Below are 26,606 nucleotides of genomic sequence, written 5' to 3' on the forward strand. Positions count from 1 at the left end.
ATATTCATTTCTTCTACTCGTTAATTTTTAAGCCAACTTCAAGCCCATGGAGAAACACTTGATGATTATCCAAACATAAAAATTGCTGAATATCTTCAAATTTCATATGACCAACTGAACAAACCCCTAAATTTAATGTTTCAGCAACCATATTTAAGGTAGCAGTGATAATGCCTGACTCAATACAAGCAAATAAATATCCATCTGAACCGTATTTCGGGATGGAAGCGTTCGCATTATAAACCAAATAAACTGAGAAGGCAGATTGAGTAAATAAATCCTGATTAATTAACTCATGATCACTTTTGATTACTTGATCAATGCTGTTTACAATCACAAGACTATTTTTTGATGGGTTATAATAATAAAATCCAGCTTTCATACCCTCTATACGTTTTGGTTTTACATAAACAAAGATATCAATGGGATAGAGCCCGCCTGCACTTGCGTAATGATAGTATATTTTTTCTTCCCTAACCTGTTTTAGAGTTGATAAGAATCGGGAAAATTCCGAAAAACTAATATGTTTTTCCATATCAAATTGACGACAAGATCTACGTTCCTTAATTATAGTAGGTAGCTCATTTGTTGTTTCAAGTTGAATTTCGGTCGACCGTGCAGCAACGTGCATGCGATTTAATTGTTCACTCATATACTTATCTAACTTTTCTTTAGAAAAGCGAATCTGGTTGCTATATGGATTTGAAAAAATCTTTTCTTGTGAAGAAAATACTTCTCTTGGGTGTAATATGTTACTTACTAACACACGATTTTTTATCATGAGCTCTATGTTTTTTTGTGTCTCTTCTACATTTCCTAATGAAAAGCGCTCTACTAGTTCACTGATTTTCACACCTTTTTGAGCCATAAAATAAAGATCAGGAAACCACTCAGACAGAATACCTGTAAATCTCATTTCCCCTATCAAAACTTCATTATGCAACTTCTCCCAATGCTTAATCGGAGACCAGTAATAAATTTTCTCGCTCATATAACCCTCCATAAACGTTTAACTTATTTTTGAAATGCAATTTTCTAATCTTCAAAATTTTTTAAAATTCCGTTCCTTGTCTCATAGTGATTATAAATACATACACTTTAACGAAACTTGAAAATAATGAAATAACTTTTTCTTCATTAAAATTTTTTATTTCATCATAAAAAATGATTTTTTTTTGGATATTTCACATCCTTTCCCATAGTAATCCTATAAGGTATAAACCATTTATAACATTGAGAATATTCATGTATTTCCAATGTGAAATTATTGTAATGGATTGGAGAGCGGTTGAATATAGTTATTAAATCAAATAATGTTGAGAAAGTTTTATTTATTATATTGATAAAATTTTATGATGTAATTTATTACAAATAGATTAAGAAAAGAGTTTTAAATTTTTCTTAATCAGTTAGTGTGAAAATATCACATACTATTACATAGAATCGAGTTACTTACATTTCATATTCAAAATAGAGAAAAGACACCTTGAATGGTGTCTTTTCTCTATTTTAATTCCATATACTTTTTACGCCTTTGTTATTTTTAAACGATTTGTAGGAATTAATACAACTCGAACATCTAGTTCGTTATATGTTCGAATATATAATAAACATTATCTGAATTACGAATGTATTTCAGATAATTTTATAAATAAACTCAAAGATATCTTCTTTTCCTACTGCCACAAAAGAAATAATCTATTGCTTATTTCTTTTATTAAATTGTAATATAATTACAGTATGTGAAATTATATTACATTAACTTTAAAAACGAAGTGAGAATAATCTTCACTTCGCTTTTTTCATTTGCAATCCTTATTAAATTTGCTCAATGCAGTATTTATTTCCACATTCTTCGCTTTTATTTAATCGGTTTCTCTGTTTTTAAGACAAATGAACTTAATGCAGGAACTTTAATTTTATTGTCATGGACAACATAAAGTGGTTTACTTCCCGCCTGCTTGCTGTCTACTAGTACTTTCCAAGGCCCTTTCGATGGAAGTGTTATTTCAACAGCTTCTCTATTTGCATTGTGAGCCACTGTAAAGTATTCATTTTTATTCCCCTCTATTGTATAAGCTACAGTATTTTTCGGAGCATCAATAAATGATACGTGTGTTTTTATTTGCTCTGCAGATGTCATTCGAAAAGCTGAGTACTTTTTGCGTAATTCTATTAAACCCTTCATATAATCTACTTCATTATTAAACGTTGCACGGCGCAGCCAATCCATCTGGTTAATTGAATCTGGAGATTTGTAACTATTATGATCACCGTATTTCGTCCGCATAAACTCTTGCCCTGCATGTAAAAATGGAATTCCTTGTGATGTTAATAAAATTGAAGAAGACAATTTGTGCATTTGTTTTCGCACTTCTGCACTGTCACCTGAATTAGTTAACTCAAGTTTATCCCATAATGTATGATTGTCATGTGCTTCCACATAAGTTAATACCTGTTCCGGATCTTGATAGGTAGACGAATTTGTATCGTAGTCAATACCTGCCGTAATACCTTTTTTAATACGATCTTCCATGTTTTCCTTTCCATTTATAAAACCATTTTCCTTTTCCTCAAATACACTACCTTTCAACCCATCACGTATATTATCGTTAAAATGAGCAATCCCTTTCATTTTCTCTGCATTTTTTTGATTTGCTTTCAGCTCAGCTGCAAGAGGTGTATTTAAATCCCATCCTTCTCCGTGTAGTATAATAGAAGGGTCAATTTGATTAACAGCTTTACGTATTTCATTCATCGTTTCATAATCATGAATACCCATTAAATCAAAACGGAATCCATCTAAATTGTATTCTTTTGCCCAATATGTGACGGAATCTATCATAAATTTCCTCATCATTTTTCTTTCTGAAGCAGTATCATTTCCTACTCCAGTTCCATTTGCAAATGTTCCATCTTCATTGTAACGATAATAATAACCTGGAACTAACTTATGGAAATTAGATTCAGCAGCGTTATACATATGGTTATATACTACATCCATTACCACACGAAGATTATTATCATGTAGTATTTGAACCATTTGCTTTAATTCAGTTATTCGAACAGTTGGCTCATAAGGATTTGTAGAATAGGAGCCTTCTGGAACGTTGAAATTTTTAGGGTCATATCCCCAGTTATATTGCGGTTCATTTAAAGTCTCTTCATTTACTGAAGCATAATCAAATATCGGTAAAAACTGAACGTGAGTAACACCTAGATCCTTTATATGATCAAGTCCTGTTTTTACACCTTCTGGCCCTTTTGTTCCTTTTTCTGTTACACCTAAATACTTCCCTTTCTGTTTAATACCACTTTCAGGTTGGATGGAAAGATCACGTACATGTAACTCATAAATAATAGCATCTTCCGGATTTTTAAATTTTGGCTTTTTGTTTGCTTTCCATTTTTTCGGATTTGTTTCTTCTAAATCAACAACCGCACCTTTATCTCCATTTACAGAAGCAGCACGTGCATACGGATCAACTGCTTCAGTCCACTTATCACCAATTTTGACCTTATACGTATAAAAGAGCCCTTTTTGGTTCCCTTTTAGTTCTGCTGTCCAAGTTCCCTTTTCACCTTGTTGCATGTTTATTTCAGTACCTATTTTATCGTTCCATTTTTTATATGTAACTAACTTCGCTTCACTTGCAGTAGGAGCCCATACACGGAACTTTGTATGTTGCGCGGTATATGTATTCCCTAAATCGTTACCACTATAATAAAATAAATTATCAAATTCCTCGCTACGAATGACTTTACCAATTTCAGTATTCGTATCAGCTAAGTTTTCTATTTTAAGTTTGTATGTTTGTTTTAAATCAATTTTCTGTTCCGTAATTATTTTAACCTTATTAGTAATATCTCCACTGTTTGTATCATAAGGAGTAATATTTTTAATTTTAATGCCTTCAATTTCAATTTTCTTTTCCTTAATATTAAACGGGACATTAGTCGTTACAGTAATTTCATTGAAACTATCAATAGTTGCTTTTTGAATTGAGAGATCCGATGAAGGCTTAGAGTTATATACTTTTTCATCACCCGAAAGAATCCATACTTCAGCACGACCGTCCTTTATATTTTCAATCCAACGATCCCCACCATCTTTTTCCCATTCATTTGTTCGAACTATAAATCCTACACGATTATAGTCACCGTCTATTTTTATCTTAGCGTATTTTCCAAATTCATCTTCACCAGTAAATTCATAAGATGTACCATTTGCATTTTCTCCCCATAACCAAAGATTCCAGTCTTTTGTATTTCCAAGCTTTTCTTTGTAATGAATGATAATTTCAGTTGTTTTCGAATTTGAAACTGCCTTCACACTCTGAAAGGAGAAAACAGATGATAACATAATGATTAAAGTAAGTAATAAAACTGTTTTATTAATTAATCTTTTTGTAATTTGCACCACATACACCCTTTCTTCAAATATTACTAACGATTTATTATGCTTACACTGAATAACACTGCTTAAATTAATCTAGAAATCTCTTTTACTTCACCTCCATATTGGCTATTTTCACGTATGTATTTCAATGACCTTTTAATACGAAAGCGTTTGCATTAATGCTTAAAAAAATAGATTTGTTTATGCCTTCATATATTTGTAAATACTAAAAGATCAGGGAAATCATTTTAAAGCAATCGTTTGTTATCGCTTTCATTTTATAGACTTTCTATCAAGAGGTCAATATATTATTAATTTTCTGTTTTTATACACTTTAAACCTTATTTATTTGTCGCTACTTCTTAAAGAGAAAGCGCCTCATTATTGCTTAGTCAGTTTATTTTCAATAATACATTGCTACGTAAAAAAACAGCTAATATCCTTAAAATGATATTAGCTGTTTTTTTCATAATGTATTAATATATGAATGAAAACTATATTTCTAAATTACTTAATTTTTGCTGCATCAAATGCTTTTTGAACTGCTTGAACTTCAGCTGTATTCGCACCATATTTATTAGTTGCCACTCGAATACATGCTGATTTCAATTCCTTGAAATTAGAAGTCATGTTTAACTCATCTGTATTTGCATAATAGAAAATATCAAACATTTTATCTTCACCAATTCCTTTAACAGTTACTCCGTTATGAGTTCCGCCTTTCGCAATGAGATACGCAACTTTATTAATAATACTTGAATTAAAATGAACACCGCCTTGATCCCATCCATTAAAATCGTTAAATTCACTGTAATCATCTGGATAAGGTACTCCTAGTGAAGATGGAACAGAAGCTGGGTTTTCCATATCACGGAAAACAGATCCCGTTTGTTCTCCCATTGTCCAGTTAAATTTTCCATTATTTACGTATTTCTCAATAGATGTTCCCATAATATCAGATAGCGCCTCATTAATCGCACCAGATTCCCCGAAATATTCAAGGTTAGATTCGCTAGAAGTAACAGCGTGTGTAAATTCATGTCCAGCTACGTCATATGCTTTAACAATAGGATCCCCATATACAAGCATACTTCCATTATTAGCACTTAATGCATTCTGCCAATTTTTCGGATCATTCGTCTCTTCAGAATCCCAAGCGTGTACAACTGAAACTACCTTTTGTCCCTTATTATCAAAGCTATTACGCTTGTATTTATCTTTATAAAAATCAAATACTTTTGTTGCTAAGTAATGAGCACTTACTGCTTTTGGATCGTTAAATGTTGCCGAAGTACTAGTCGCTAATGTACCAGGATAATAGCTTTCTTCTTTAGTAATATCTCTGTAATTCACATCATATGTTTCAATTCCTTGCCCTCTTGTATAATCAGCAAGAGCATATTTACCATTACTTTGTTTAGAGATACCAAATGAACGAGAAATACCTAAATCATCTTTTCCTGTTCCGGTTAATGATGTAAGACTGCTTTGTTTACTTTTCTTTAAAGCTCCAACTAGTTTGTCACTGGCTTTTAAGTTAGATTCTTGTACCATATTTTTTAACATATCACCATTTTGTGCATTTACTAAATAAGTACCAGAAACATAGTTTGGTGTTGCAGCTTCAAAGGTAACTTGGTATGCATTTTTTGCTTGTCCATTATTTTCATCAACAAAAATAACCTCTTTAACTTCTGGCTCAGTAATAAACTTGATATCGTTCCCGTACTTCGTATAAATAAATTGTTTTGCTTCATCTTTTGATAGATTAATAGGTTTTTTCAATTCTTCTTGTTTTAAATTTTGCGCGCTATCACCTGAAACACTTTTAATAACACCATTATTATCTACGTGTGCAGTTAATTGATGACCATATACTTCTTTTCCTTCGTATGTTTGCTGCATACGTACAAGTGTAGTTCCATCATACGAACCACGTTTTTGAAGGACTTTATAATCTACTCCTGCTTCTCCATTGACTTGTTTTTGGGAGAGAGCTTGCTCTGTTTTCTCCTTAAGTGCATCCTTTACTACATTTTCTGGTGTCTTTTGTGACGGTTGTGTCAGTTCACCCGAACGGAACGATTCTTCCTGAATTTGAACTTGTAGTTGATCTGTTTCCTCTGCATGACCTACCCCATATGGTGCCACAGCTGTTAAAGCTAATCCTGTTGTTAATGCTACCTTAGTTAATGTCTTTTTGTTTTTCATTATTTCACCTCGTATAATTTTTGAAATAGAAAGCTTGTACAAAGTATACTGTCTATTTCTGTCGGAAAAAAGAGAAAATACACAATTTATGTAACATTATGCAAAATTACATAAATTGTGGTCAATATTATAAATAATGAACGGAACACATATGTACATTAATTTGAATAAAAGAGAGTCCTTATAGGCGCTCATCCAATTGGTTAGTTATTAATTATCTATATTCATTGTAATAAAAGTATACTTACCTCTAAATAACAACATAAAAACCCACTCTTTACTATTTTAAGAGTGGGTTTAATGTTATTAAAATAACAATTACTATAAGAAACCTTATAATTTATATTTTTTTAGTAATCCTACTAAGTTTTTTGTAAAATTCACCTTTTGTTTTTATATGCTTAAACTGATTTGGATTAATATTTGCTTTTTGTGAGAGTGCTACAATCTCTTCTTTTGTAATTGAATCTTTCGTATTTATAGATGCTATATTTGTGTATTTTCCGTCTTCTGTTTTTGGAATTTCTAAAATCCCTTTATTCACAAGATCAACTACAGCCTTATGCTCTGAAGAATGTAAATCTACACCAGTAATTTTCCAATTATGCATAACTTTCGGTGTGTATACACCGTTCTTTACCTCTTTTAAATATGTAATAGCAAGGTTACGAATGGTTCCACCTGTTTCTCCAAATGCATTCTCTTGTTTAGATGACCAAATTTGTTCAAACTTACGCCCCTCTAAAGCTCCCCCTTTTGCCTGAAGAGCCTCCATTCTATATGCATTCATTCCCAGCGTCATAACATCGCTCATTTTGATTGGTTTGTTTGTACGAATAGAGCGTAAATTTGTAATTCTGCTTCCGTATGGTTTTGTTAAGTCAATTTCGTATTTTACGCCTCCAAAGAAATCGTTCGTACTGTATTTAGATGCACGGCGGGTTTTATCAAAGCTAACGGTTACATCTCCGGCACGAGATGAGTTAAAATATCCTGCTGCCCATTCCATATAGTCTTTTAAATCTTTTCCAGAAATCTTATATACTGTAATTTCTCCCAAGGCATATTGGTAATTGTACGCAATATCTTTTTTCTTAATAGGACCTGTATCCAAACGGGCATAATCATTATCAATTTGATGGGCTACTACATCTGCTTTACTGTAGTAGAGCATGACTTCATGAAAGAAATCTGATAAAGGTGTTTCTTGAATCTGAACACTTGGAATACCCTTTATTTCATTTTCAGGAACAAGATTTCTACCCTTTAATTGAGCGACTACAACATTTGCATCTCCTCTCGCATATTCGTGAAAAGGTGTTAGTGTTTCTTCAAGTGTAGGATCAGATAATATCGTTGTTCCATCAGCATTTTTTACAGGTATAGCGGTAGCAGTTTTATCTTTTAAAACCAACTTCCCATCTTGCTTTGTAAAAGTAAGGTCAATACGTGAAATATGTGTTCCATATTTATCTGGCTCTGTAATAATTACGCCATTTACAACTTCTTTTTTTACAAGTTTATGCATGTGAGCCGCAAAAATAGCGCTTAGTTCCGGACAAGCATTTGCAATATCTTGAACACCAGTACCAGGGATACCATTCTCATTTTCTAATCCCATATGCATAACTCCTACCATTACATCTACTTTACCTTCTAATTCCTTAATTGCCTTTTTCGTCTCTTCTACCGGATTTTTCACCACTAAACCATCTAAGTGATCTGTCCCTTTTTCAAAATCACTAATCATTGGTGTATTCATACCAATAATCCCAACTCTAATTCCATCTTTTTCTACAATTGTATATGCAGGAAGAAAGCGCTCTCCATTTTGCTTGTAAATATTTCCTGCTAACGTTTTTCCCTTATATTGCTCACTAACTTTTTTCAATGTATCTAATCCAAAGTTGAATTCATGATTTCCAAATGCCCAGGCATCATACCCCATTGTATTCATCGCTACCATCATTGGCGATTGTGGCTTATCGTTGAATAATTCTACTGAGTTTCCTTGAATTGTATCCCCGGCATCTACTAATATGGTATTTGGATTTTCTTGACGGACCTTCTTTATAACCGTATAAAGCTGCGTCAAACTTCCACTCATATTTGCTCCATCAAGCGCATAATCCCAAGGCATAAATCTACCATGAATATCTGCAGTACCTAACAAAGTAATATTAACTTCAGATTCCTCAGCCTTAGAGATAGATGGTTTGACTATTACTGCCGTTCCAAGCAGTAATAGAATTACAAAGTAACATACATAGTTCTTCCATTTCATTTTTTGCATAATAATAATATTTCTCCCCTTTTTGTACTTTCATAAAGTTGCTTGAACTTTAAAAATGTAACTTATTATTCAGGAAACTTCAACTACAAAAGATAATTTTGAAGGTGGTTCTGTTGCAAAAATAAAGAGAATAAATTGCATACATCCCCTAACAGAATTGTATTTTATCGTTTTCTGACAGAATACTCCTTCCTTAAGCGTGTGAAGTGTACTTTCAAAATAAGAACATATCATTTATCATTATTTCAATTTATTAAAACGGGCATATACAATATGTTATGATGATTAATTTTTTGAATTTCGTTGCTGATTTATTTCCTTCTAAATAAAAACACTTTCAAAAAAAAATAACCCCGCTCTTCATTTAAGACGGGGTTACACTTATACAGAAAATCGGATAGTTTCATATTTTCTTAAGCTTATTGGTCACTTTCAACTAATTTCATTCTATTTTTGTTTTCTTCTGAATCAATATGAATCAACCATTTTCCTTGTTTATAATACGTATCAATAACTAGGGAATAATTTTTACTTTTCAATTTCACAAAGCAATTTTATCTCTTTGATTTGTAACATATGACGCTGTTCATGCAAATAGATCAGTTCTATCCACTGATCAAGGGGCAATTCTCCAAGAGCTGGATGCATCACTGATTTTTTCGCTAATACAGACTCATCTTCTATTGTACTCAGGAAACGCATCAATTCTTTTCTTGATTCGTTTAGCATATTGAGCATTTGCTCCACTTCAAATGGTTCTATACTTGGTTCAATCATTTCTGGAGCTATAAACTTTTTCGTTCTATCTAATAAAATAGTATGAATTTCTTTACGCACATTTTGGGTACTATCTAACTTTTTTAACCCTGAGGAAATAACTGTTATCACTCTCTCATCTAATAAAACTAAATGATGACAAACTTGTGCAATACTCCATTTATCCTTATCTGGTTTCCTATTAAATTGAGCATCACTCAACAAAGAAATTTCCTCAACTAATTGATTTCTCGTTTCATAAAACTTTTCATTTACAAATGTATCCATGCGGATTCTCCTTTCATTGCAACCTACATACTTAAATTTCTACGCTAAAAATATTATCTTCGAAAACAGATTTTCTTTCACTACTATTCCAATTTCATTTTAAAGCCACAAATGAAGTTATTTGTTTTTTTGTATGTTTTTAATTGGCACAAATAAATCAACCTTTAACTTTCCTTCTAGATCTTCAGCAACATTATATAAGCAAAACTCTAAATTATCTCTATCATAATCTGCACCATACTCACTATTTAATAGCCACTCTGCATACATGTATTGATACGCTTCACTTAATTTATGAGGTTCATCATAGAACTGGTATAGACCATATGTACCTCCATCTAATCTTTTAAATTGCACGTCATGATACTTTTCTTTATCGAAGTTTTCAGGAATCGTAACACATGCATCATGCCGGCACTTATGACTTGCAACAAGTTCAGGATTATCTAATGATATTCCGATAAATGATTGCTCTGGTGGATACAGTTTATTTTCAATTGACCAGTTCAGTAACTTCCCCCAGTGATCTTGCGGTTCAAAGTAGCTACCAGTTCGTCTTATATACGCTACTTCTAATGGTGGTAATTTTTTTATAACAACTTTCATTTATATCTTCTCCCCTATAAATATGTACACTGTTTAATTAGCTTTTTTTTACATTTATTCCTTCTTAAATTAAAAGAATTCTCTAATCATATAAAGTGAAACTTTAATCAGCGGGAGATGAATTTTAATTGAAATATAATTGATTACTATTACTACTACTAAAGTAGTATGTACTTTCATACTTTTATTTGATTTTACATTCTTTTTAAATCGATATATTAATTGTAAGAAAATAAAAAGGTGGAGGATTTTAATTGATTAAAGGAATATACGAAGCGCATTTACCAGTGAGTAATTTACAACAATCTATCGGATTTTATGAAAAACTAGGGTTGAAGTTAGCCTGGAGCGATGAATCAACAGCATTCTTTTGGATTGAGGATGGGAAAAGTTGGCTAGGATTATGGGCGGGCTCTGAATACGAAACAAAATATCATCCTTCTTTACGTCATATTGCATTTAGAGTTTCATATGAGGATTTAAAAGAATCATTATATTGGTTACACTCACTTCAAATTAAAGCTGTTCCGTTTGGGAGTAATGAATCTATTGAACCATTTGTCCGTCCACATCAAGGTAATGCATCTGTTTATTTTATTGATCCAGATGGTAATAGCTGAGAACTTATTTGTCATATTTTTGTACCTAACGCACTAAAACATATAAATGATAAATTATCCTTTAAAGATTGGGAGACACTATTAGCTGACACATTTGAATGAATATTAGTTATAAATCATAATGGCTCACCTTTATTTTTATAACATGTATAACAATCTTGAATAATAATCTCCTATCAATTTATCATTAAATAAATGTAAAAAATGGCCCTATTTATTCATTTTTAATGCGTATGTATGTACATTTGTTAATTTATTCGATATATTATGGGTATTGAATGATTACGTAAAGTGTAAAGGTCGCTTATATAACACCTTATATTTTTATATCCGTGAAAACTACAAAGTGTATGAAAATCCATTTGTCAAATGAATTTAGTGCGGAAGGAGGTTTGTGGTTACTTCATAGGGTATAATAATCAGTTTTTACTGATAAAAATATAGGAGGCGACATAATGTTTCGTACGATTTCAAATTTCATGAGAGTAGCTGAGATAAGAAGGAAAATCCTTTTTACACTAGCGATGTTAATCGTTTTTCGAATTGGCACGTTTATTCCAGTTCCTCATACTAACGCAGAGGTATTAAAAGTACAAGATCAAGCTAACGTTCTAGGTATGTTAAACGTATTTGGTGGAGGAGCATTGCAACATTTCTCAATCTTTGCTGTAGGTATTACACCATATATTACAGCTTCCATCATAGTACAATTACTACAAATGGATGTTATACCTAAGTTTTCGGAATGGGCAAAGCAAGGAGAAATGGGCCGTAAGAAATCAGCTCAATTCACTCGATACTTTACAATCATTCTCGCATTCATACAGGCCATCGGAATGTCTTATGGCTTTAATAATATAGCAGGTGGACAATTAATAACAGATCAAAGCTGGACTACATACTTATTTATTGCGACAGTTTTAACTGCAGGTACTGCATTTTTACTTTGGTTAGGCGAACAAATTACCGCTAACGGAGTTGGTAATGGTATTTCGATGATTATCTTCGCAGGTCTCGTTGCCGCGATTCCAAATGTTGCAAATCAAATTTATTTACAACAATTCCAAAATGCTGGCGATCAGCTATTTATGCACATAATAAAAATTGTTTTAATTGGACTCGTAATTTTAGCGATAGTTGTTGGTGTTATTTACATTCAACAAGCTGTACGTAAAATACCGATCCAATATGCAAAAGCTGTTTCAGGAAACAATCAATATCAAGGAGCAAAAAACACTCATTTACCGCTTAAAGTAAATAGTGCTGGTGTTATACCAGTTATCTTTGCTTCTGCATTTTTAATGACGCCGCGTACAATTGCGCAGCTCTTCCCTGATTCAAGCGTATCAAAATGGTTAGTTGCAAATCTTGATTTCGCACATCCAATTGGAATGACACTTTATGTCGGTCTTATCGTTGCTTTCACATACTTCTACGCATTTATTCAAGTAAATCCTGAACAAATGGCTGAGAATTTGAAAAAGCAAAATGGATATGTTCCTGGTATTCGTCCTGGTAAAGCAACTGAACAATATGTAACTAAAATTTTATACCGTTTAACATTTATTGGTGCAATTTTCTTAGGTGCAATTTCTATATTACCGCTCGTATTCACGAAAATTGCTACGTTACCACCTTCTGCTCAAATTGGTGGTACAAGCTTACTTATCATTGTCGGTGTAGCACTAGAAACTATGAAGACGTTAGAAAGCCAGCTTGTAAAACGTCATTATAAAGGCTTTATTAAAAAAGTGAATTAATTATCAAAAACACAGTTGGTTATTTTTCCAACTGTGTTTTTGATTTTATCAGTCCTGTAATATACAGGGCTGTTGCTTTATTAAACTACATCTCCTTCTCTAATAACCGCCCTTTTTTGAAATAAGTCCGTAGTGTTGAACGATTGGCCAAAAATACACCAATCAATATAAGACAAGCTCCCATTCCCATTGTAGGATTTAAGGGTTCTCCTAATACGATATAACCTACGATAATTGCTATTAATGGTGATACATATAACCACGTCGATGGAAATACTGGGTTTGTTTTTGATAAGAGCCAGTAATATAATCCGTGTCCACCGATCGATCCGATAAATATGAGATATAAAATAGGCCATTGTACACTCCATGAAGTTAATACAGTTACATTTGGTTGTTCTACAATAATAGATGCGATTAATAGTAAAATCCCTCCATAAAACATTTGAATTCCGTTAATAAGAAATGGTGATACATTTGATAAATCTGAAAGTATTTCTTTCGAACGAATAGAGCCTATTCCGTAAAATAACTCTCCTATAACTAAAACAATACAAGCAATACTCCATATGAAACTTACTTGTTGATGCATTCCTGGTAAAGAAACAAATATAACACCTATTAGTGCAATAACTAAGGCAACGAGTTGTTCCTTTTGTAATTTCTCCCTATTCCTCTTTGCTTGTATTAATAAAATCATCATTGGTCCCGTAGCAGAAAGAACAGCAGCTAATCCCGAAGAAATATATTGTTCTGACCAATATAAACTTGCGAATGTCATAAATGTTAAACAAAATCCAGCATACATAATACGTTTTGAAAATATATGTGGCATAATTTCTTTTCGCTTTAATTTAAAAATAATCATAAGGATTATACCCGCTAAAAAGAAGCGAATTCCTGCTGAAAACAACGGTGGCGCCCCTGCTTCAATTCCAATTTTAATCGTTAAAAATGTTGTCCCGAAAATAATACATACTAAAATGTAATTAAAAATGACCATTTTACTTCCTCCTTTTTACTCTTAAAATGAGTATAGAGGCTATGGTGTATAACAGTGTATCGGTACATATAACAGTTACTTCAAGTTGTAGTTGATTCCCTATATATTTTTCGCTTTAATTAAATTAAAAAGAAAAATAGGTGAACCTATGAAGATTGTATTGCGTAAAGAATCAAACATACCGTATTACAAGCAAATATATATGCAAATTGTTGAAAGAGTACAAAGTGGTATGCTTTCACATGGTGAATCCCTTCCTTCTTTACGTTGTATGGCCACAGATTTACAAATCAATGTATTAACTGTTCGTAAAGCTTATAAACAGTTAGAAACGAAAGGGTATATACGCATCGAACAAGGAAAAGGTGCTTACATATATAAACGTGTAAAGAAAGATTTCAAACCGATACCGTATAAATGGCAACAATCAAGATCTATTAATGTTATGCGTTCTCAATATGCAATGAATAAACACCGTAAATATTATGATTTTTCACAAGCAATTCTGTATCCCCGTCTGTTACCAAATCCATTTTTGGCAGACGAAATGCATAAATTGCTAGATAAAAATCCGATGTTGTTAGCAACTTATGGGCCAGTTCAAGGCGATTATGAATTGCGAGTTGAAATAGCAAATTACTTAAATGAACACCAGAAATTAGTGACGGACCCATCTCAATTATTAATTACAAGCGGAGCACAACAAGGAATTGATTTAATTGCTCAAACATTATTAAAACCTGGAGATACTGTATTAGTAGAAAGTCCGTGTTACAGTGCCGTGCTTGATGTTTTCATCAATAAAGGTGTTCAAATCATTCCTGTTTCTCTTGATAATCATGGAGTTCGCTCCGACTTAATTGATGATATTTGTCAAAGTAAAAATCCCGTTTTATTGTATACGAATCCGACCTTCCAAAACCCGACAGGTACAGTAATGAGTAAAGAACGAAGAATGGAACTTATAGAACTAGCGGAGCTATATCAATTTTTTATCATTGAAGATGATTCTTTCGGAGAAATATATTTTGAAGATGCTGTAGTACCACCTCCAATCAAAAGTTTTGATAAGGATGGCCACGTAATATATATAAAAGGATTTAGTAAAACGTTAGCACCAGGATTGCGTATTGCAGCACTTATTGCCGGTGGCCCTATTTTTGAATGGCTATATGCAGTGAAAGGTTCGATGGATATCGGTAGTCCTTTATTAACACAAAAGGCACTTCTACCGTTTTTACGTGCGGAACGTATGAAAAATCATTTAGAAAAATTACGAACAGCTTTACAAATGAGACGTGATTTAACAATTGATATATTATCGCCATTAAAAGAACTAAACTTTGAAATACCAAATGGCGGTTTTAATTTATGGGTGACACTGCCTGATTCGATAGATCCCTTTACCTTATTACAAAAAGCAAATGAAGTAGATGTCTCTTTTTTACCAGGAACAGCTTGTCTATTAAATTACGAAACAAATGATAACCAATTAAGAATTAGCTATTCAATGTTAAACGAGAAAGATATGGAAATTGGATTAGAGAAATTACACGATACAATACGAAACAGTATTTGTTAGAAGTAATATCACAATAGCCAACAATAAATAATACCCGCAAATGAAAATGTATAGTATGGGATATTATCTATTGTTGAGCTTTTTCGTTATTCAAATCTAGTTACTCTATAAGCTGTAATCTTTATTATCATTCCACTTTAACTACAATCTTTCCTCTAACATGTTGTCCTTCACTCAAAATATGAGCTTCTCGAACTCCTGCTTCATTAAATGGCACCACTTTACTTATGATTGGTTTGATTTTTCCGTTTACAATTAAAGCTGATAATTCTTCTAATTGTTTTCCATTTGGTTTTAGCCATAAAAATCCTGATTTTATTCCTTCTACTTTTTGTAGTGGTTCATGAACAATAGAAACTAGAACACCACCAGGTTTAATAATTCGAAAACTTTTTTCTTGCACTTCGCCACCTATTGTATCTAACACAATATCAAAATCTGATACTAGTTCTTCAAATTTATCTTTTTTATAATCAATAACGAGATCCGCTCCTAAAGACTGTAAAAATTCTTTATTTTTACTACTAGCAGTCGTGGCAACAAAAGCTCCAAATGATTTTGCGATTTGGATTGCCAAACTTCCAACGCCACCAGCTCCAGCATGAATGAATACACGGTCATTTTCTTTTATTTTTGCGTAATCTACAAGACTTTGCCACGCTGTAAGTCCTGCAAGAGGAATAGAAGCTGCTTCTTCGTAACTAATATTATTAGGCATATGTGATACTAAATCTAATTGTACTGCAATGAATTCAGCATAAGAGCCGCTTCCTATATTTTCAGGTTTCGTAAACACTTTATCTCCTATATTGAAGCACTCTACATCTTCTCCAACTTCTTCAATAACTCCAGCTACATCTAATCCTAAAGTGATTGGAAATGAAAAGCGTAACTGTTCTTGTAAGTCACCTTTTCTTATTTTCCAATCAACTGGATTAACAGATGTTGCATGAATACGTATTAATACCTCATTATTCTTAACAATCGGTTTTAAAACTTGTCTTTCTTTTAATTCTTCAACACTACCATATTGATCAATAACAATTGCTTTCATTTCCTCTCCTCCTTGCTGTTTATTTTAATAACATACAATTATTTCTCAAAATTTTTTGCCTTGAATTACCATATACTTATTTTTGGGGGTAATTATGCAAAAAGCATTATAAAGTAAAACTTTAATCATTCCTCACCAATCGGGCTCTTACTGCCCGGCAAATAGCGGGATGAATTTCAAAAAGAATCTTACACACATCTTAGAATTATTCAAAACTGTATTATTAATTAAATTCAAAAGAAATGGGGCTAACTTTATGAGTGAAAAGATATTTAAAATAAACGGTATTGATATATGTACAGAAAGCTTCGGTAACTCTAATGATCCCGCTATTTTATTAATTATGGGAGCTACTTGTTCAATGATATATTGGGATGAAGAATTTTGTGAACAGTTGGCGAACACAGGAAAATTTGTTATTCGCTTTGATAATCGCGATGTTGGACGCTCTGTTACATATGAACCTGGCACTTCAAATTATTCAGTAACAGATATGGCTGAAGATGCAATCGGAGTATTAGACGCTTATCATATTGATAAAGCCCATCTTTTTGGTATGTCATTAGGTGGTATGATTGCTCAAATTGCCGCTGTAAAACATCCCGAAAGAATTTTGACGCTAACTTTACTAGCGACTAGTATAATAGGATCTGATAATAATACTCGCGATTTACCCCCAATGGATGAAAGGATTTTAACACATCATGTAAAGAGCGCAAGTATAGATTGGACAAATAAAAATGATGTGGCAGAGTATTTAGTTTCAGGATCTCGTCTATTATGTGGATCAGAACGAATATTTGATGAAAATAGAGTTTATACACAAGTAAAACAAGAAATAGAACGCGCAAACAATTTATTAAGTATGTTTAATCACGCTTTACTTCAAGGTGATGATGCATATGAAGGTGTACTTCACTCCATACAAGCACCAACATTGGTTATTCACGGAACAGACGATACAGCACTCCCATTTGAACATGGCCTCGCACTAATTGATGAAATTCCAAACTCAGTACTATTAACTCTTAAAGGGGCAGGTCATGAAAATCATCCAAATGATTGGGAAAGCATAATTACTGCGGTTTCTAAACATACATCTGAAATTTAGACAAACAAATAATTAACAGAAGGGGCACAATTTGTATTGTGCCCCTTCCATTTACAAACAAAAACCCATCACTGTATTCGTATGTATAGTGATGGGACTTCTTATATTTTTCTATGTTTAAAAAAATGGACAATCTAATTGATCAACAGATTCCCATAATTTTTTTTTTGCATTTTCAGTGGATGTATTTGCTTCTAGTGTCATGTTTTTAAAAGGGTTTACTTCGACTTTTAATAAGGATGAAGGCTCCACATATAATGAGAAAACATGGCTGCTTGGTAAAGCTTTTGAAACGTCAATATCTCCTACTTGTTTAAATAATTGCTGCGCAGCAAAAAAGAAGAAATTAGTTGGATTTGATTGTTTATTCAGCCACGCAAGCATTTCAGGTGATACCGATTTATGAATATTGATTTTTACTCGATCACCACGTTTATATCGCCTAGATCGCATACTTCCACCAACTAACTTATCGTTAAGTTTGTAAATCCTAACTCTTTTTGCTTATGCTCTCTATATTTTGGCGAACAAGTATAAACTAATAATCCTCGTGCATTTGTAAATAACGGATTATCTACAAAGATTACATTTTTGAGTCGTCCTTTTTGCTTTAAAATCATTTTTAAACTGTTTTTAATAATTACTGCACCCCCGCCATAAATAAACACGTATGGATCGTCTTTCATATCATCAATTTTATTTATAATATCTGTTGCAACACGTGCTGCTAAACCTAATAGCGCTGGCTGTGATTCCTCAACTAATAAGGTATTTCTCGGATGCTTATCATTTAAATAAATTTGATTGAATTCTGTAATACTATCAATCGTCTTAGTTGGATACTTCCGGTTCCATCTCGTAATGATTTGTAGTAACGTCTCTTTTACACCATAAGATAAACCTTTACTTAGTTGCGGACGGAAATTTACCCCTAATGAAACGACTTCTTCTGTCGTCCCTGCACCAATATCAAAAGAGAGTAGAGTTTTATCTACAAAATCAATTTCAGAAACTTGATTTTGCTCACATTCTATTTTATGTTTCACAACATTTCCTTCTTCATCGTATACAATGCCCCACGTCCCAGAAGCACCCTCAGGCAGGCATTTACAATACTCAATTGAAACATTAATTGTCACATCGCGTCCGTTCGGATAATGGAAAATAACCTTATGATTTCCCATATAACGTTTTGCATTTTCAGCAGCTATTTCTTGTGTAATAAGCTGCATAGGAAGAGCGACAGATAAATCATATCGAATATTAATATGGCTAGAAGTTGGACTTTGACGCATAGCGCTTACCGCCAAACCTGATAGTATTGTAATAACCATTAACTCATCCGTTGACTTATTTGATTTCTTCTCTACCTCAGTACCTTTTAATTGATCTTGAATGACTTTTTCTCCAACGATGTATCGTACATTATTTAGCATTAACGATGGCGAACTTATAGTCACATCAATGTGGTTTTCTAATTCAGATAATGAAACATCTACCTCGTCTAAGAGTCCTGTAGGCTCACCTATATATAAAGAATAAATACTCGGAATAAAAATAGGGTCTTGCCCTTTCACCATTAACTTCAAACCGTTGTTTCCTGCATCTGCACCAGCTTTTAAAAGTATAGACATAACTACCCCCTAAATTAATCTGACATCCCTTCCAAATATATGCGAGCCCATTCTTTTACATTCAAATGTATTGTAATTTTTTATTTATCATAAAACCAAAATATTGCATACTTACATATTATATGTAAAAAGTATTTGACATGATACTTTTCCAATTTTATACTTATATTTGTAAAGAGTTTTTTACAATCGAGGGGGGAAATTATTTATTGAATACTAAAAAAACTATTTTTATAATCATTGTTTTAGCATTAATTGCAATACTAGTACATGGCACATATAAATACATCACTGAAGGTTCTATTTTGGGTGGTACGATTTTTGCTATCTCGTTAATACTTAGTAATTTAATTAATCACATTACTTGGGGAGATCCCCACGGTGTATCAGAAGAAAGTCAAGATGAAATGGGCCAGCAAATTACATATAAAAGCTTTAAAATTGCGTATTTTGTGCTTGTAGTTGTAATGTTCCTTTTATTAATCTTCTCCGAAGGATTTTCTATGAAGGCTAATTTAGATGGCGTTAAAAACCTCCCTCTGTTCATCGCAATTTGCTCTTCATTCTTTATTTATCCTATTGTCGAACTCATAGTTGCAAAACAATATAAGTAAAAAGATGAGGTTTTCTACATGTAGAAAACCTCATCTTTTTATATTTACATACTCTCTACAATTGCTTTTAATTTATTCACAGTACGCCAATTCCTAACTGTAGCTGGTGTATGTAACTTCTGAAACTGGTTCATTAATTTAGAATTTCGAATGCTATTTTTGAAAAACAAATAAGCAACCTTCTCATCTATATAGCAATCTTCAAGTTCACTTTTAAATGTAAGCAATTGACTACTTTCCTCTTCAGAAAGTACATTAGCTAAAAAAGCAACATGAACACTTTCTCCTTCTAACAATGAATGAACTTCATACGGACATTGTTTAATAATATTTATAAATTCACCATATGTTCTTAGCATGACTGGAACATCGAAATCAAATTCATTTTTTATTTCAGATTGTATTCGGTCCTTTAGAAAGTTTATATCTTCCTCAGATTCGAACACGATATTACCACTTTGTATATATGTTTTCACTTGTTTTAACCCTATTGATTCAAACACTCGTTTTAAATCAGCCATTTTGATTACTTTATGTCCACCGACATTGATTCCTCTTAGTAATGCAATATAAAGTGTCATATTATTCCCCTCACAATAAAATAAACTTATCAATTGAATCGATTTTCCCACTCATATTTCTCGGATATTTGTTTTAATTCTTCTAACATATCATGAATAGATAATACCTCAAATAAAATAATAGACTCACTTGAAAAATGGTGATGATAATGATTTGGTTTATAATCTTTTAAATCATTTTTATAACTCCAAAATTGCTTGTCTAATTCAGCAATAAGTTTCAAATGTTCCTCATCAATTTCATTACAACGGTTTCTCAATATAGCAATTATAGAATGAATTGTTCGTTGTAATATTTCCCTTTCACTTTGTGACCAGTCACAAGTCTCAATTGACACTCGAGCTAAATTATCTATATGGTAAATGATTTGCTGTAATATATGAAGTTGGTTCTGCATGGTTAAAAAGCTTCTCATTTCCTTCTTTGTATGTTGATGATATTTCCAATCTTTCTGCTCATATTGAACAAATTGTATCGCCTTATGCAATAATACAGTCAATTTAGATAAATCCTGAGCGGTCTCCTTTTTCATACCTTTTCCTGCAACTAATGCAGTAATCCATTCTTCCATAATATTTGCTGTTTTAGCAAATAGATCCTCTGTACATCCAAAAATCGTTTTCGTGTAGTGTGGTGGGAAAATGAAAAAATTCACTAAAGTAGATACTATAATACCAGTAGATGTAGTAGCTAAACGAATTAAAAATGCAGTGAAATAATGATCTGCCGTAATTGGAATCATAGCTACAGCAGTTAAAGTTGCGACTAATGTTCCTGCATGTAACCTTAGTTTTTGACATGTAACGATCGTAAACATCGCAGCTAATGCATAAGAAATTGCTTGATGACCTAAGAAAAATGTGAACGTCATGGCATATGCCGATCCAATTGTTGAGGCCGGAAAGCGAATAAGCCCTTTTTTTATTGAGTCTGTTGCAGTTGGTTCAATTGTAACAATTGCTGTTATTACAGCAAAAATAGTTGGAATGTTAAAAAATTCACAAACTAACACTGTAAGAAAAACTGCAATCCCAGTTTTAATCACTCTTCCCCAAACGATATTCCATTTTCTATCTTGATTCATTTTTTATATCCTTCATTTCTGTTTCATTTTATATACATATATTATATATTACTAAAATAAAAAAACCTACTACGTGAATATTCAAGAGTAAGTTTTCTATCTCATTATTTCATTATAGGTAAATGCATTATTATTTGTTGGCCAATTGGTCCCATTCTTCTAAAACCTTTATCCTCGAAGCCGACTTTTGCATATAAATTTTGTGCAGGAATATTTCTTTCATTCACAGCAAGTACAACTTCATTTTTTATTGGAAAATAGCGTTTTACAAACTCTTCTAATAATAACAATGACTTTTTAGCGAATCCTTTTCTTTGTCTATTGTGATTAATAGAAAATGACGTTAAAAGTAAAGCATCCTCATTATCTGTGAACTCCTTTACTCTATCTCCCGTTTCCAATGCGAAAAGACCCACCGGTACGCCATTGTAATCTAAAATAACAATCACATTTTTTGTACGATCACTTTTTGCTTTTTCCAGTAATGCGCTTGGATCTGCTGTAAACTGAACTTGTTCACTTGGTAAAGTAAATGTTTGTATAACTTCTTTATATTTCTCCTTATACGGAACTAATTGAATTTCCCCTGTGTGTATGTTCATGCTAAACTCTCCCATTTTTTAGCTTATTAACTTATACCTTGCTGTGCTTTTGAATGCACTCTTCCATCTAAAAAGGTAATTTCAACAAATGAATTTGGATTGTTTCCTTTCCAAGCAAAAATTTGTTTAATTTGTGTAGAATGTTCTACCCCTTCTTCTATAAGTAAATCCCCTTCAAAACCAATTAAATCTTTCACTTCTGTATAAGTCATTCCTTCATTTATGTTCGAGAAATGATTTATATTGATAGATTCTTTCTGTTGCCTTTCCATCACAGTAGAAGAAGTTGCTGTTTGATTTTTCACTTCTTTTCTCTTTTCACACGCTGTCATACTGAAACCTAAGCATAAACTAAACAATATACATGCGCTTTTTTTCATCATAACAGTTGTCCCTCCCATCATAATTAAACCATATACTCCCTTAAAAATAAACTGAATATTTAATATTATAGTTAAAAACCTCGCACAATTAAGTACGAGGCTAATTTCATTTATTCAAATGATTATTTGATTGATCATCCTGTTCTTTTCTTAACTCTTGTTCTTCATCTTTTGGTAATTGTTTATCATTATCTTTAATTGGATTCGTTTCTCGATTTTCAATCATATCATTTGGAACTTGTGGCATTACTCGTCCCACAATAGCCGCTAATTCATCTAGTATACCTTCACCTGTTTTTCCTTTTTTAATTTGCTTTCCGATTTGTTTGAGGCGTTCATACGTATCAACATCTGCTACAACGACTGCATTAGCACCGTCAGGGTCATTTTTTAAACTTTCTGCAACAGAATATTTAATTGATTCAACACGAGTTCGATCAAGTTTTGCTTTTACGTCTATACCTACAATAGCATATTTTCCAACAACGACCGCTGTCGCATCATTCACACCTGGCACACTTGCTGCTAAAGATGCTAAATGATCTGCCGCTTTTTCATTTGGCTTATTTGATTTATTCGTATAATTAACATTTTTCATTGAAACATTTTTTTGTTTCGGCTTTTCGTTTGGGTTTTCTTTTGTTCCAATACTGCATCCAGTTATAACGAAGCAAAGCATTAATATATATATTAGAGTTTTCATTATTTTCACCACTTCACTTTTAAGGTTTAATCATAAATTTTTTCAACAGCTTGCATTTTCTTTACCTTTTCCTCGGCCCCGCTATTAGCATTAATGAATATTTGGTACGTATCTTTTCCTAAAGTACCTACAAATTCATAGCAAAGTACTTCATTATGCAAATCATTAACTACTACAGCTTTACGTTCTTCCATTACTTTTACATCCGGATTGATTTTCTTTCTTGCTTCTGCTGCAGTTAGCTTTGCCGATGGAACTGTTCGTTTTTGATGTGACGCTAAATATTCTTTTGCGGAGAACCCTACGATAGAACCGTCATCTAAAGCAATTTTCATTTGGATTGCTTCTGGATAAATTCGTACTCCATTTTCATTTACTACATACGTAAATACACCAACATTATCATATTGAGAGCTATCATAAAGCTCCATATTATTAAACTTATGGTCCTTTAAAAATTTTAAACCTTTACTACCTGCATCGTTTAAACTAACTTTCTGTTCTTTAATTTCGCGGTTATTCATAACCCAAATTGGATATCCGCCTTTTCCGGTAATATCCATATAGAACTCATTGTTCGTTGCTTCATCTTTAATTTTCACACTATAGAAGGATTCTTTCGCACCTTTTCCACTTTTCTCTACATCTACTTTTTCATTTCCTTTTAAATTTAAAAACGATTTGGCAATTTTCGCCGCTTCATCTTTAGAAATTGCCTTTCCTTCCGCTTCAAATCCGCCTTTTTTATTTTTTTGCGCACTTGTAAAGGTCGGTCCGAAGTTTGTAGAAGAATATGATGTTACGTTTTTCTCTACAGTTTTCAATCCATCAATAATTGTGTTATCTGCTGGATCACGATTTGATGCAAGTGCCATTTCTACATCCATCCAGCGTAAATTATTTTTCAAAACAAGATGTTGTACTTTTCTTAGTTCATCTTGTATATTTCCTGCATTTGAATATAAAGTTTGTAGCGTTTTATATTCTTGCTCATTTAACGGCTCTTTTTCTAAATCACGAATGGCTGCACGGTAACTGAAATCACCGATATTCGCTAAAAATTCTTCCGTTTTATTAAATGGCATTAATGTTAAAGGAAGTTGTCCAACATCTGAGCGAGCTTCAGATGTTAAACGCCATACATCCGCTAATGCAGGTGATAAAGATGATCGTGAATTCATCGCAAGTGTTGTGCCAATTTTATCGTGTAATAAATCGACTTCGTATGCTAAATCATGGAATGCACGTTGATAGCTATTTTCCGCTCGAATTAAAACCGCATTTTTCTCTTGGTGCTCTTTATAGCCCCAATAGCCTGTTCCTACTACACCGACTGTTAATAATACAATGATAATACCTCGTAACATTGTCCCACCTCCGCTCTATTTACAGAAAATATGTTTACCGATTTTTTTAATTTGTGGACGAGTCCAAATCCATTTACTAGTCGCAGTATCTGGATTGAAATAATATAAAGCATTTCCTGTTGGATCCCATCCGTTAATCGCATCTAAAACTGCTTTTTTTGCTGTTTCATTTGGCGTTAAATATATTTGTCCATCGGCTACTGCTGTAAATGCTCTAGGCTCAAAGATTACACCTGAAACAGTATTTGGGAATGACGCACTTGTAACACGATTCAAAATAACGGCAGCTACTGCAACTTGTCCTAAATACGGTTCACCACGTGATTCTCCGTATACTGCGTTTGCCATAAGCTGAATATCATTTTGAGAATAACCGTTCGGAACATTTGTCCCTTTATTTTGAGGTGGTTTATTCTCTTGTGCAGTTCCGCCGCTATTTCCTTTATTCGTTGTCGTCCCTTTATTAGCAGTTGACTTGTCATACTTCGTTGCCTTCACGAGCATTTGCTTCGTTTTAGCTCCAGCTAAACCATCAACGGGTAATCCGAATTTCTCTTGAAAATTCCGAAGTGCCCAGTATGTACCCCATCCGAAAACACCATCCACTTTTCCCGTATAAAATCCGTTATATTTCAAACGAGATTGCAGTTCAATGACATCTTCGCCAGATGCTCCTCTTTGAATAACTTGATTAGAAAAAGCTTCTACATTCTTTAGTTGTATACTACTGACCATTAAAGACAGTCCTATGAACGCAAGTAAAACTGCTATTTTAAAAATAGCTTTTTGGCGCATAATTTTCCCTCCTTAATTACGGAAATGATTTCTTGGTTATGTTTTGTAAAAGCCTCGCTTTTATGTAAAGAAGACAAAAAAATCCAAACTAATATCGTTGAAAAAATATGTAAACAATATAAAAAAAGGATAAAAGGAGTTCATCATGAAGAAATCGTTAAAACGTGTCGCACTCGTCATTCTGTTCCTAACAACATGTTCAAATATATATACAGGCTCATCAATTGTTCATGCGCAGCCGCCGTATGCCAAATGGGGTAAACTTGCCGTAGAAAAGACGAAAGAACAATACCCAAAAGCAGAAATTATTGACTATCTTCATATAGGTAGAAAACCAAAAACAGTTCAAATAACTGTTGAAAAATTTAAATTGTGGTTACGTGAAGATGGAAAAGAATATGGTGTTTTTGTTGATGTAGAATTTGAAACGAAGACGGAGAAATTTATAAAGTTGTCGTTTCAGAAGACGAGTAGATAAAGTGAAACCCCACTGTTAAAAATGGAAACAGTGGGGTTCCTTGCATTTCTAAAATTCTTTCCTAAAGTTTCGATTCCCTAAAAATCTTACCAATATACAAATAGCGCCAATTACTACAGCTATCCCTATACTATATAAAAGTACTTTACCATATCCACCTATTCTCGGATCTAAAAACGGATATGGATACCAATTCACGATTGGACCACGTATTAAGCTATATACAACGTAAAAACACGGGAATAAGAGCCAACTTGCAGCTTGTTTCCAAGTGATTTTCTTAATAGGTGGATTTAAAATCCAATCTAAAAGCATTGCAATCGGCATGATATAATGTAGCACAGTATTTACCCATGGTATTGCCGTTTGAAGTGACTCTTCTAACCCTCTTAGTAACAAAAAATAAACGAGTCCTGTCGTAAGTATGTATACCGTTGCCGCACCACGAAGTATACTAAACTGTTCTGAGCGACCAAATGTAGCTGTTCCGATACTGCTTAAAAGGAGAATACATGCAACTAAAATGTTACTTTCAATAGTGAAGAAACTAAAAAAGTTAACTGGATTAAACGGCTTCACTTGTGCCCTAATTATGAATTGCGTAATAATGGCGCTACACACTAGAAGACTTAAACATAATCTAAATAAAGATAAAATTTTTTCATCCTTCATACATTCCCT

General features: G+C 32.8%; 23 protein-coding genes and 1 pseudogene. 6 read left to right on the forward strand and 18 right to left on the reverse strand.

Annotated features, from left to right (window positions below; all coding sequences use genetic code 11):
- Positions 1-13: 13 nt before the first annotated feature.
- The 6 genes from AC1Q8L_RS15685 to AC1Q8L_RS15710 form a co-directional block, all read right to left on the reverse strand.
- Positions 14-991 carry a SagB/ThcOx family dehydrogenase gene (locus AC1Q8L_RS15685; protein ID WP_016512704.1) on the reverse strand — a complete coding sequence of 326 codons (978 nt, stop codon included), beginning with the start codon at positions 989-991 and terminating at the stop codon, positions 14-16.
- Positions 992-1,861: 870 nt separating this feature from the next.
- A complete protein-coding gene (pulA, locus tag AC1Q8L_RS15690; RefSeq protein ID WP_025118280.1) occupies positions 1,862-4,420 on the reverse strand; it encodes a type I pullulanase in 2,559 nt (852 codons plus the stop codon).
- 486 nt (positions 4,421-4,906) lie between these two features.
- The gene (locus tag AC1Q8L_RS15695; RefSeq protein ID WP_000791461.1) at positions 4,907-6,610 is read right to left on the reverse strand and encodes a M4 family metallopeptidase; all 1,704 of its coding nucleotides are present in this window, start codon (positions 6,608-6,610) and stop codon (positions 4,907-4,909) included.
- Positions 6,611-6,950: 340 nt separating this feature from the next.
- Positions 6,951-8,903, reverse strand: coding sequence for a bifunctional metallophosphatase/5'-nucleotidase (locus AC1Q8L_RS15700; protein WP_025118281.1), 1,953 nt, complete (start codon positions 8,901-8,903; stop codon positions 6,951-6,953).
- 528 nt (positions 8,904-9,431) lie between these two features.
- On the reverse strand, positions 9,432-9,947 hold the full coding sequence (locus AC1Q8L_RS15705; protein WP_000379380.1) for a DinB family protein: 516 nt from the start codon (positions 9,945-9,947) through the stop codon (positions 9,432-9,434).
- A 117-nt stretch (positions 9,948-10,064) separates the two neighbouring features.
- The gene (locus AC1Q8L_RS15710; RefSeq protein ID WP_098311770.1) at positions 10,065-10,553 is read right to left on the reverse strand and encodes an AraC family transcriptional regulator; all 489 of its coding nucleotides are present in this window, start codon (positions 10,551-10,553) and stop codon (positions 10,065-10,067) included.
- Positions 10,554-10,807: 254 nt separating this feature from the next.
- Here AC1Q8L_RS15710 and AC1Q8L_RS15715 point away from each other — a divergent pair.
- Together AC1Q8L_RS15715 and secY are read left to right on the forward strand one after the other, a co-directional pair.
- Positions 10,808-11,275, forward strand: a pseudogene (locus AC1Q8L_RS15715) (VOC family protein).
- A 353-nt stretch (positions 11,276-11,628) separates the two neighbouring features.
- Positions 11,629-12,933 carry a preprotein translocase subunit SecY gene (secY, locus tag AC1Q8L_RS15720; protein WP_000490135.1) on the forward strand — a complete coding sequence of 435 codons (1,305 nt, stop codon included), beginning with the start codon at positions 11,629-11,631 and terminating at the stop codon, positions 12,931-12,933.
- An 85-nt stretch (positions 12,934-13,018) separates the two neighbouring features.
- Here secY and AC1Q8L_RS15725 read toward each other — a convergent pair whose 3' ends face one another.
- Positions 13,019-13,936, reverse strand: coding sequence for a DMT family transporter (locus tag AC1Q8L_RS15725; RefSeq protein WP_000234339.1), 918 nt, complete (start codon positions 13,934-13,936; stop codon positions 13,019-13,021).
- A 148-nt stretch (positions 13,937-14,084) separates the two neighbouring features.
- Here AC1Q8L_RS15725 and pdxR point away from each other — a divergent pair, with 148 nt between their 5' ends.
- On the forward strand, positions 14,085-15,518 hold the full coding sequence (gene pdxR, locus AC1Q8L_RS15730) for a MocR-like pyridoxine biosynthesis transcription factor PdxR (protein ID WP_025118282.1): 1,434 nt from the start codon (positions 14,085-14,087) through the stop codon (positions 15,516-15,518).
- 127 nt (positions 15,519-15,645) lie between these two features.
- Here pdxR and AC1Q8L_RS15735 read toward each other — a convergent pair whose 3' ends face one another.
- A complete protein-coding gene (locus tag AC1Q8L_RS15735) occupies positions 15,646-16,572 on the reverse strand; it encodes an NADP-dependent oxidoreductase (protein WP_000644564.1) in 927 nt (308 codons plus the stop codon).
- A gap of 256 nt (positions 16,573-16,828) precedes the next feature.
- Between AC1Q8L_RS15735 and mleBCA the strand changes: the two genes are divergently transcribed.
- Entirely contained in the window at positions 16,829-17,683 is an 855-nt protein-coding gene (gene mleBCA / locus AC1Q8L_RS15740) for a BCA family alpha/beta fold macrolide esterase (RefSeq protein ID WP_001290781.1), read from the forward strand.
- Positions 17,684-17,800: 117 nt separating this feature from the next.
- On the opposite strand, the gene AC1Q8L_RS15745 is transcribed toward mleBCA, so the two are convergent.
- Positions 17,801-18,136 (reverse strand): hypothetical protein, encoded by a 336-nt coding sequence (locus AC1Q8L_RS15745; RefSeq protein ID WP_001257761.1) that lies wholly within the window; start codon positions 18,134-18,136, stop codon positions 17,801-17,803.
- Positions 18,137-18,147: 11 nt separating this feature from the next.
- A complete protein-coding gene (locus AC1Q8L_RS15750) occupies positions 18,148-19,317 on the reverse strand; it encodes a ParM/StbA family protein (protein WP_000025622.1) in 1,170 nt (389 codons plus the stop codon).
- A 209-nt stretch (positions 19,318-19,526) separates the two neighbouring features.
- On the opposite strand from AC1Q8L_RS15750, the gene AC1Q8L_RS15755 reads away from it, so the two are divergent.
- Positions 19,527-19,931, forward strand: coding sequence for a hypothetical protein (locus tag AC1Q8L_RS15755; RefSeq protein WP_001093142.1), 405 nt, complete (start codon positions 19,527-19,529; stop codon positions 19,929-19,931).
- 44 nt (positions 19,932-19,975) lie between these two features.
- On the opposite strand, the gene AC1Q8L_RS15760 is transcribed toward AC1Q8L_RS15755, so the two are convergent.
- From AC1Q8L_RS15760 to sleB, 7 genes are all read right to left on the reverse strand, one after another.
- On the reverse strand, positions 19,976-20,512 hold the full coding sequence (locus tag AC1Q8L_RS15760; RefSeq protein WP_000177384.1) for a DUF1697 domain-containing protein: 537 nt from the start codon (positions 20,510-20,512) through the stop codon (positions 19,976-19,978).
- 29 nt (positions 20,513-20,541) lie between these two features.
- Positions 20,542-21,597: an aromatic acid exporter family protein gene (locus tag AC1Q8L_RS15765; protein ID WP_097853364.1), complete on the reverse strand. Its 1,056-nt coding sequence runs from the start codon at positions 21,595-21,597 to the stop codon at positions 20,542-20,544.
- A gap of 104 nt (positions 21,598-21,701) precedes the next feature.
- Positions 21,702-22,214 (reverse strand): GNAT family N-acetyltransferase, encoded by a 513-nt coding sequence (locus AC1Q8L_RS15770; protein ID WP_072938688.1) that lies wholly within the window; start codon positions 22,212-22,214, stop codon positions 21,702-21,704.
- 11 nt (positions 22,215-22,225) lie between these two features.
- Positions 22,226-22,582, reverse strand: a complete 357-nt coding sequence (locus AC1Q8L_RS15775) for a hypothetical protein (protein WP_016512697.1) — start codon at positions 22,580-22,582, stop codon at positions 22,226-22,228.
- A gap of 106 nt (positions 22,583-22,688) precedes the next feature.
- Positions 22,689-23,285 (reverse strand): YhcN/YlaJ family sporulation lipoprotein, encoded by a 597-nt coding sequence (locus tag AC1Q8L_RS15780; RefSeq protein WP_016512696.1) that lies wholly within the window; start codon positions 23,283-23,285, stop codon positions 22,689-22,691.
- A 26-nt stretch (positions 23,286-23,311) separates the two neighbouring features.
- Positions 23,312-24,652, reverse strand: coding sequence for a germination protein YpeB (ypeB, locus tag AC1Q8L_RS15785; protein ID WP_016081334.1), 1,341 nt, complete (start codon positions 24,650-24,652; stop codon positions 23,312-23,314).
- 15 nt (positions 24,653-24,667) lie between these two features.
- A complete protein-coding gene (gene sleB / locus AC1Q8L_RS15790) occupies positions 24,668-25,447 on the reverse strand; it encodes a spore cortex-lytic enzyme (protein WP_001249053.1) in 780 nt (259 codons plus the stop codon).
- A 145-nt stretch (positions 25,448-25,592) separates the two neighbouring features.
- Between sleB and AC1Q8L_RS15795 the strand changes: the two genes are divergently transcribed.
- Positions 25,593-25,925 (forward strand): DUF3889 domain-containing protein, encoded by a 333-nt coding sequence (locus AC1Q8L_RS15795; protein ID WP_000749154.1) that lies wholly within the window; start codon positions 25,593-25,595, stop codon positions 25,923-25,925.
- A 48-nt stretch (positions 25,926-25,973) separates the two neighbouring features.
- Here AC1Q8L_RS15795 and AC1Q8L_RS15800 read toward each other — a convergent pair whose 3' ends face one another.
- Positions 25,974-26,597 (reverse strand): Pr6Pr family membrane protein, encoded by a 624-nt coding sequence (locus AC1Q8L_RS15800; protein ID WP_000650960.1) that lies wholly within the window; start codon positions 26,595-26,597, stop codon positions 25,974-25,976.
- Positions 26,598-26,606 lie beyond the last annotated feature (9 nt).

The sequence above is a fragment of the Bacillus sp. GW823-FHT06A11 genome (assembly GCF_058795355.1).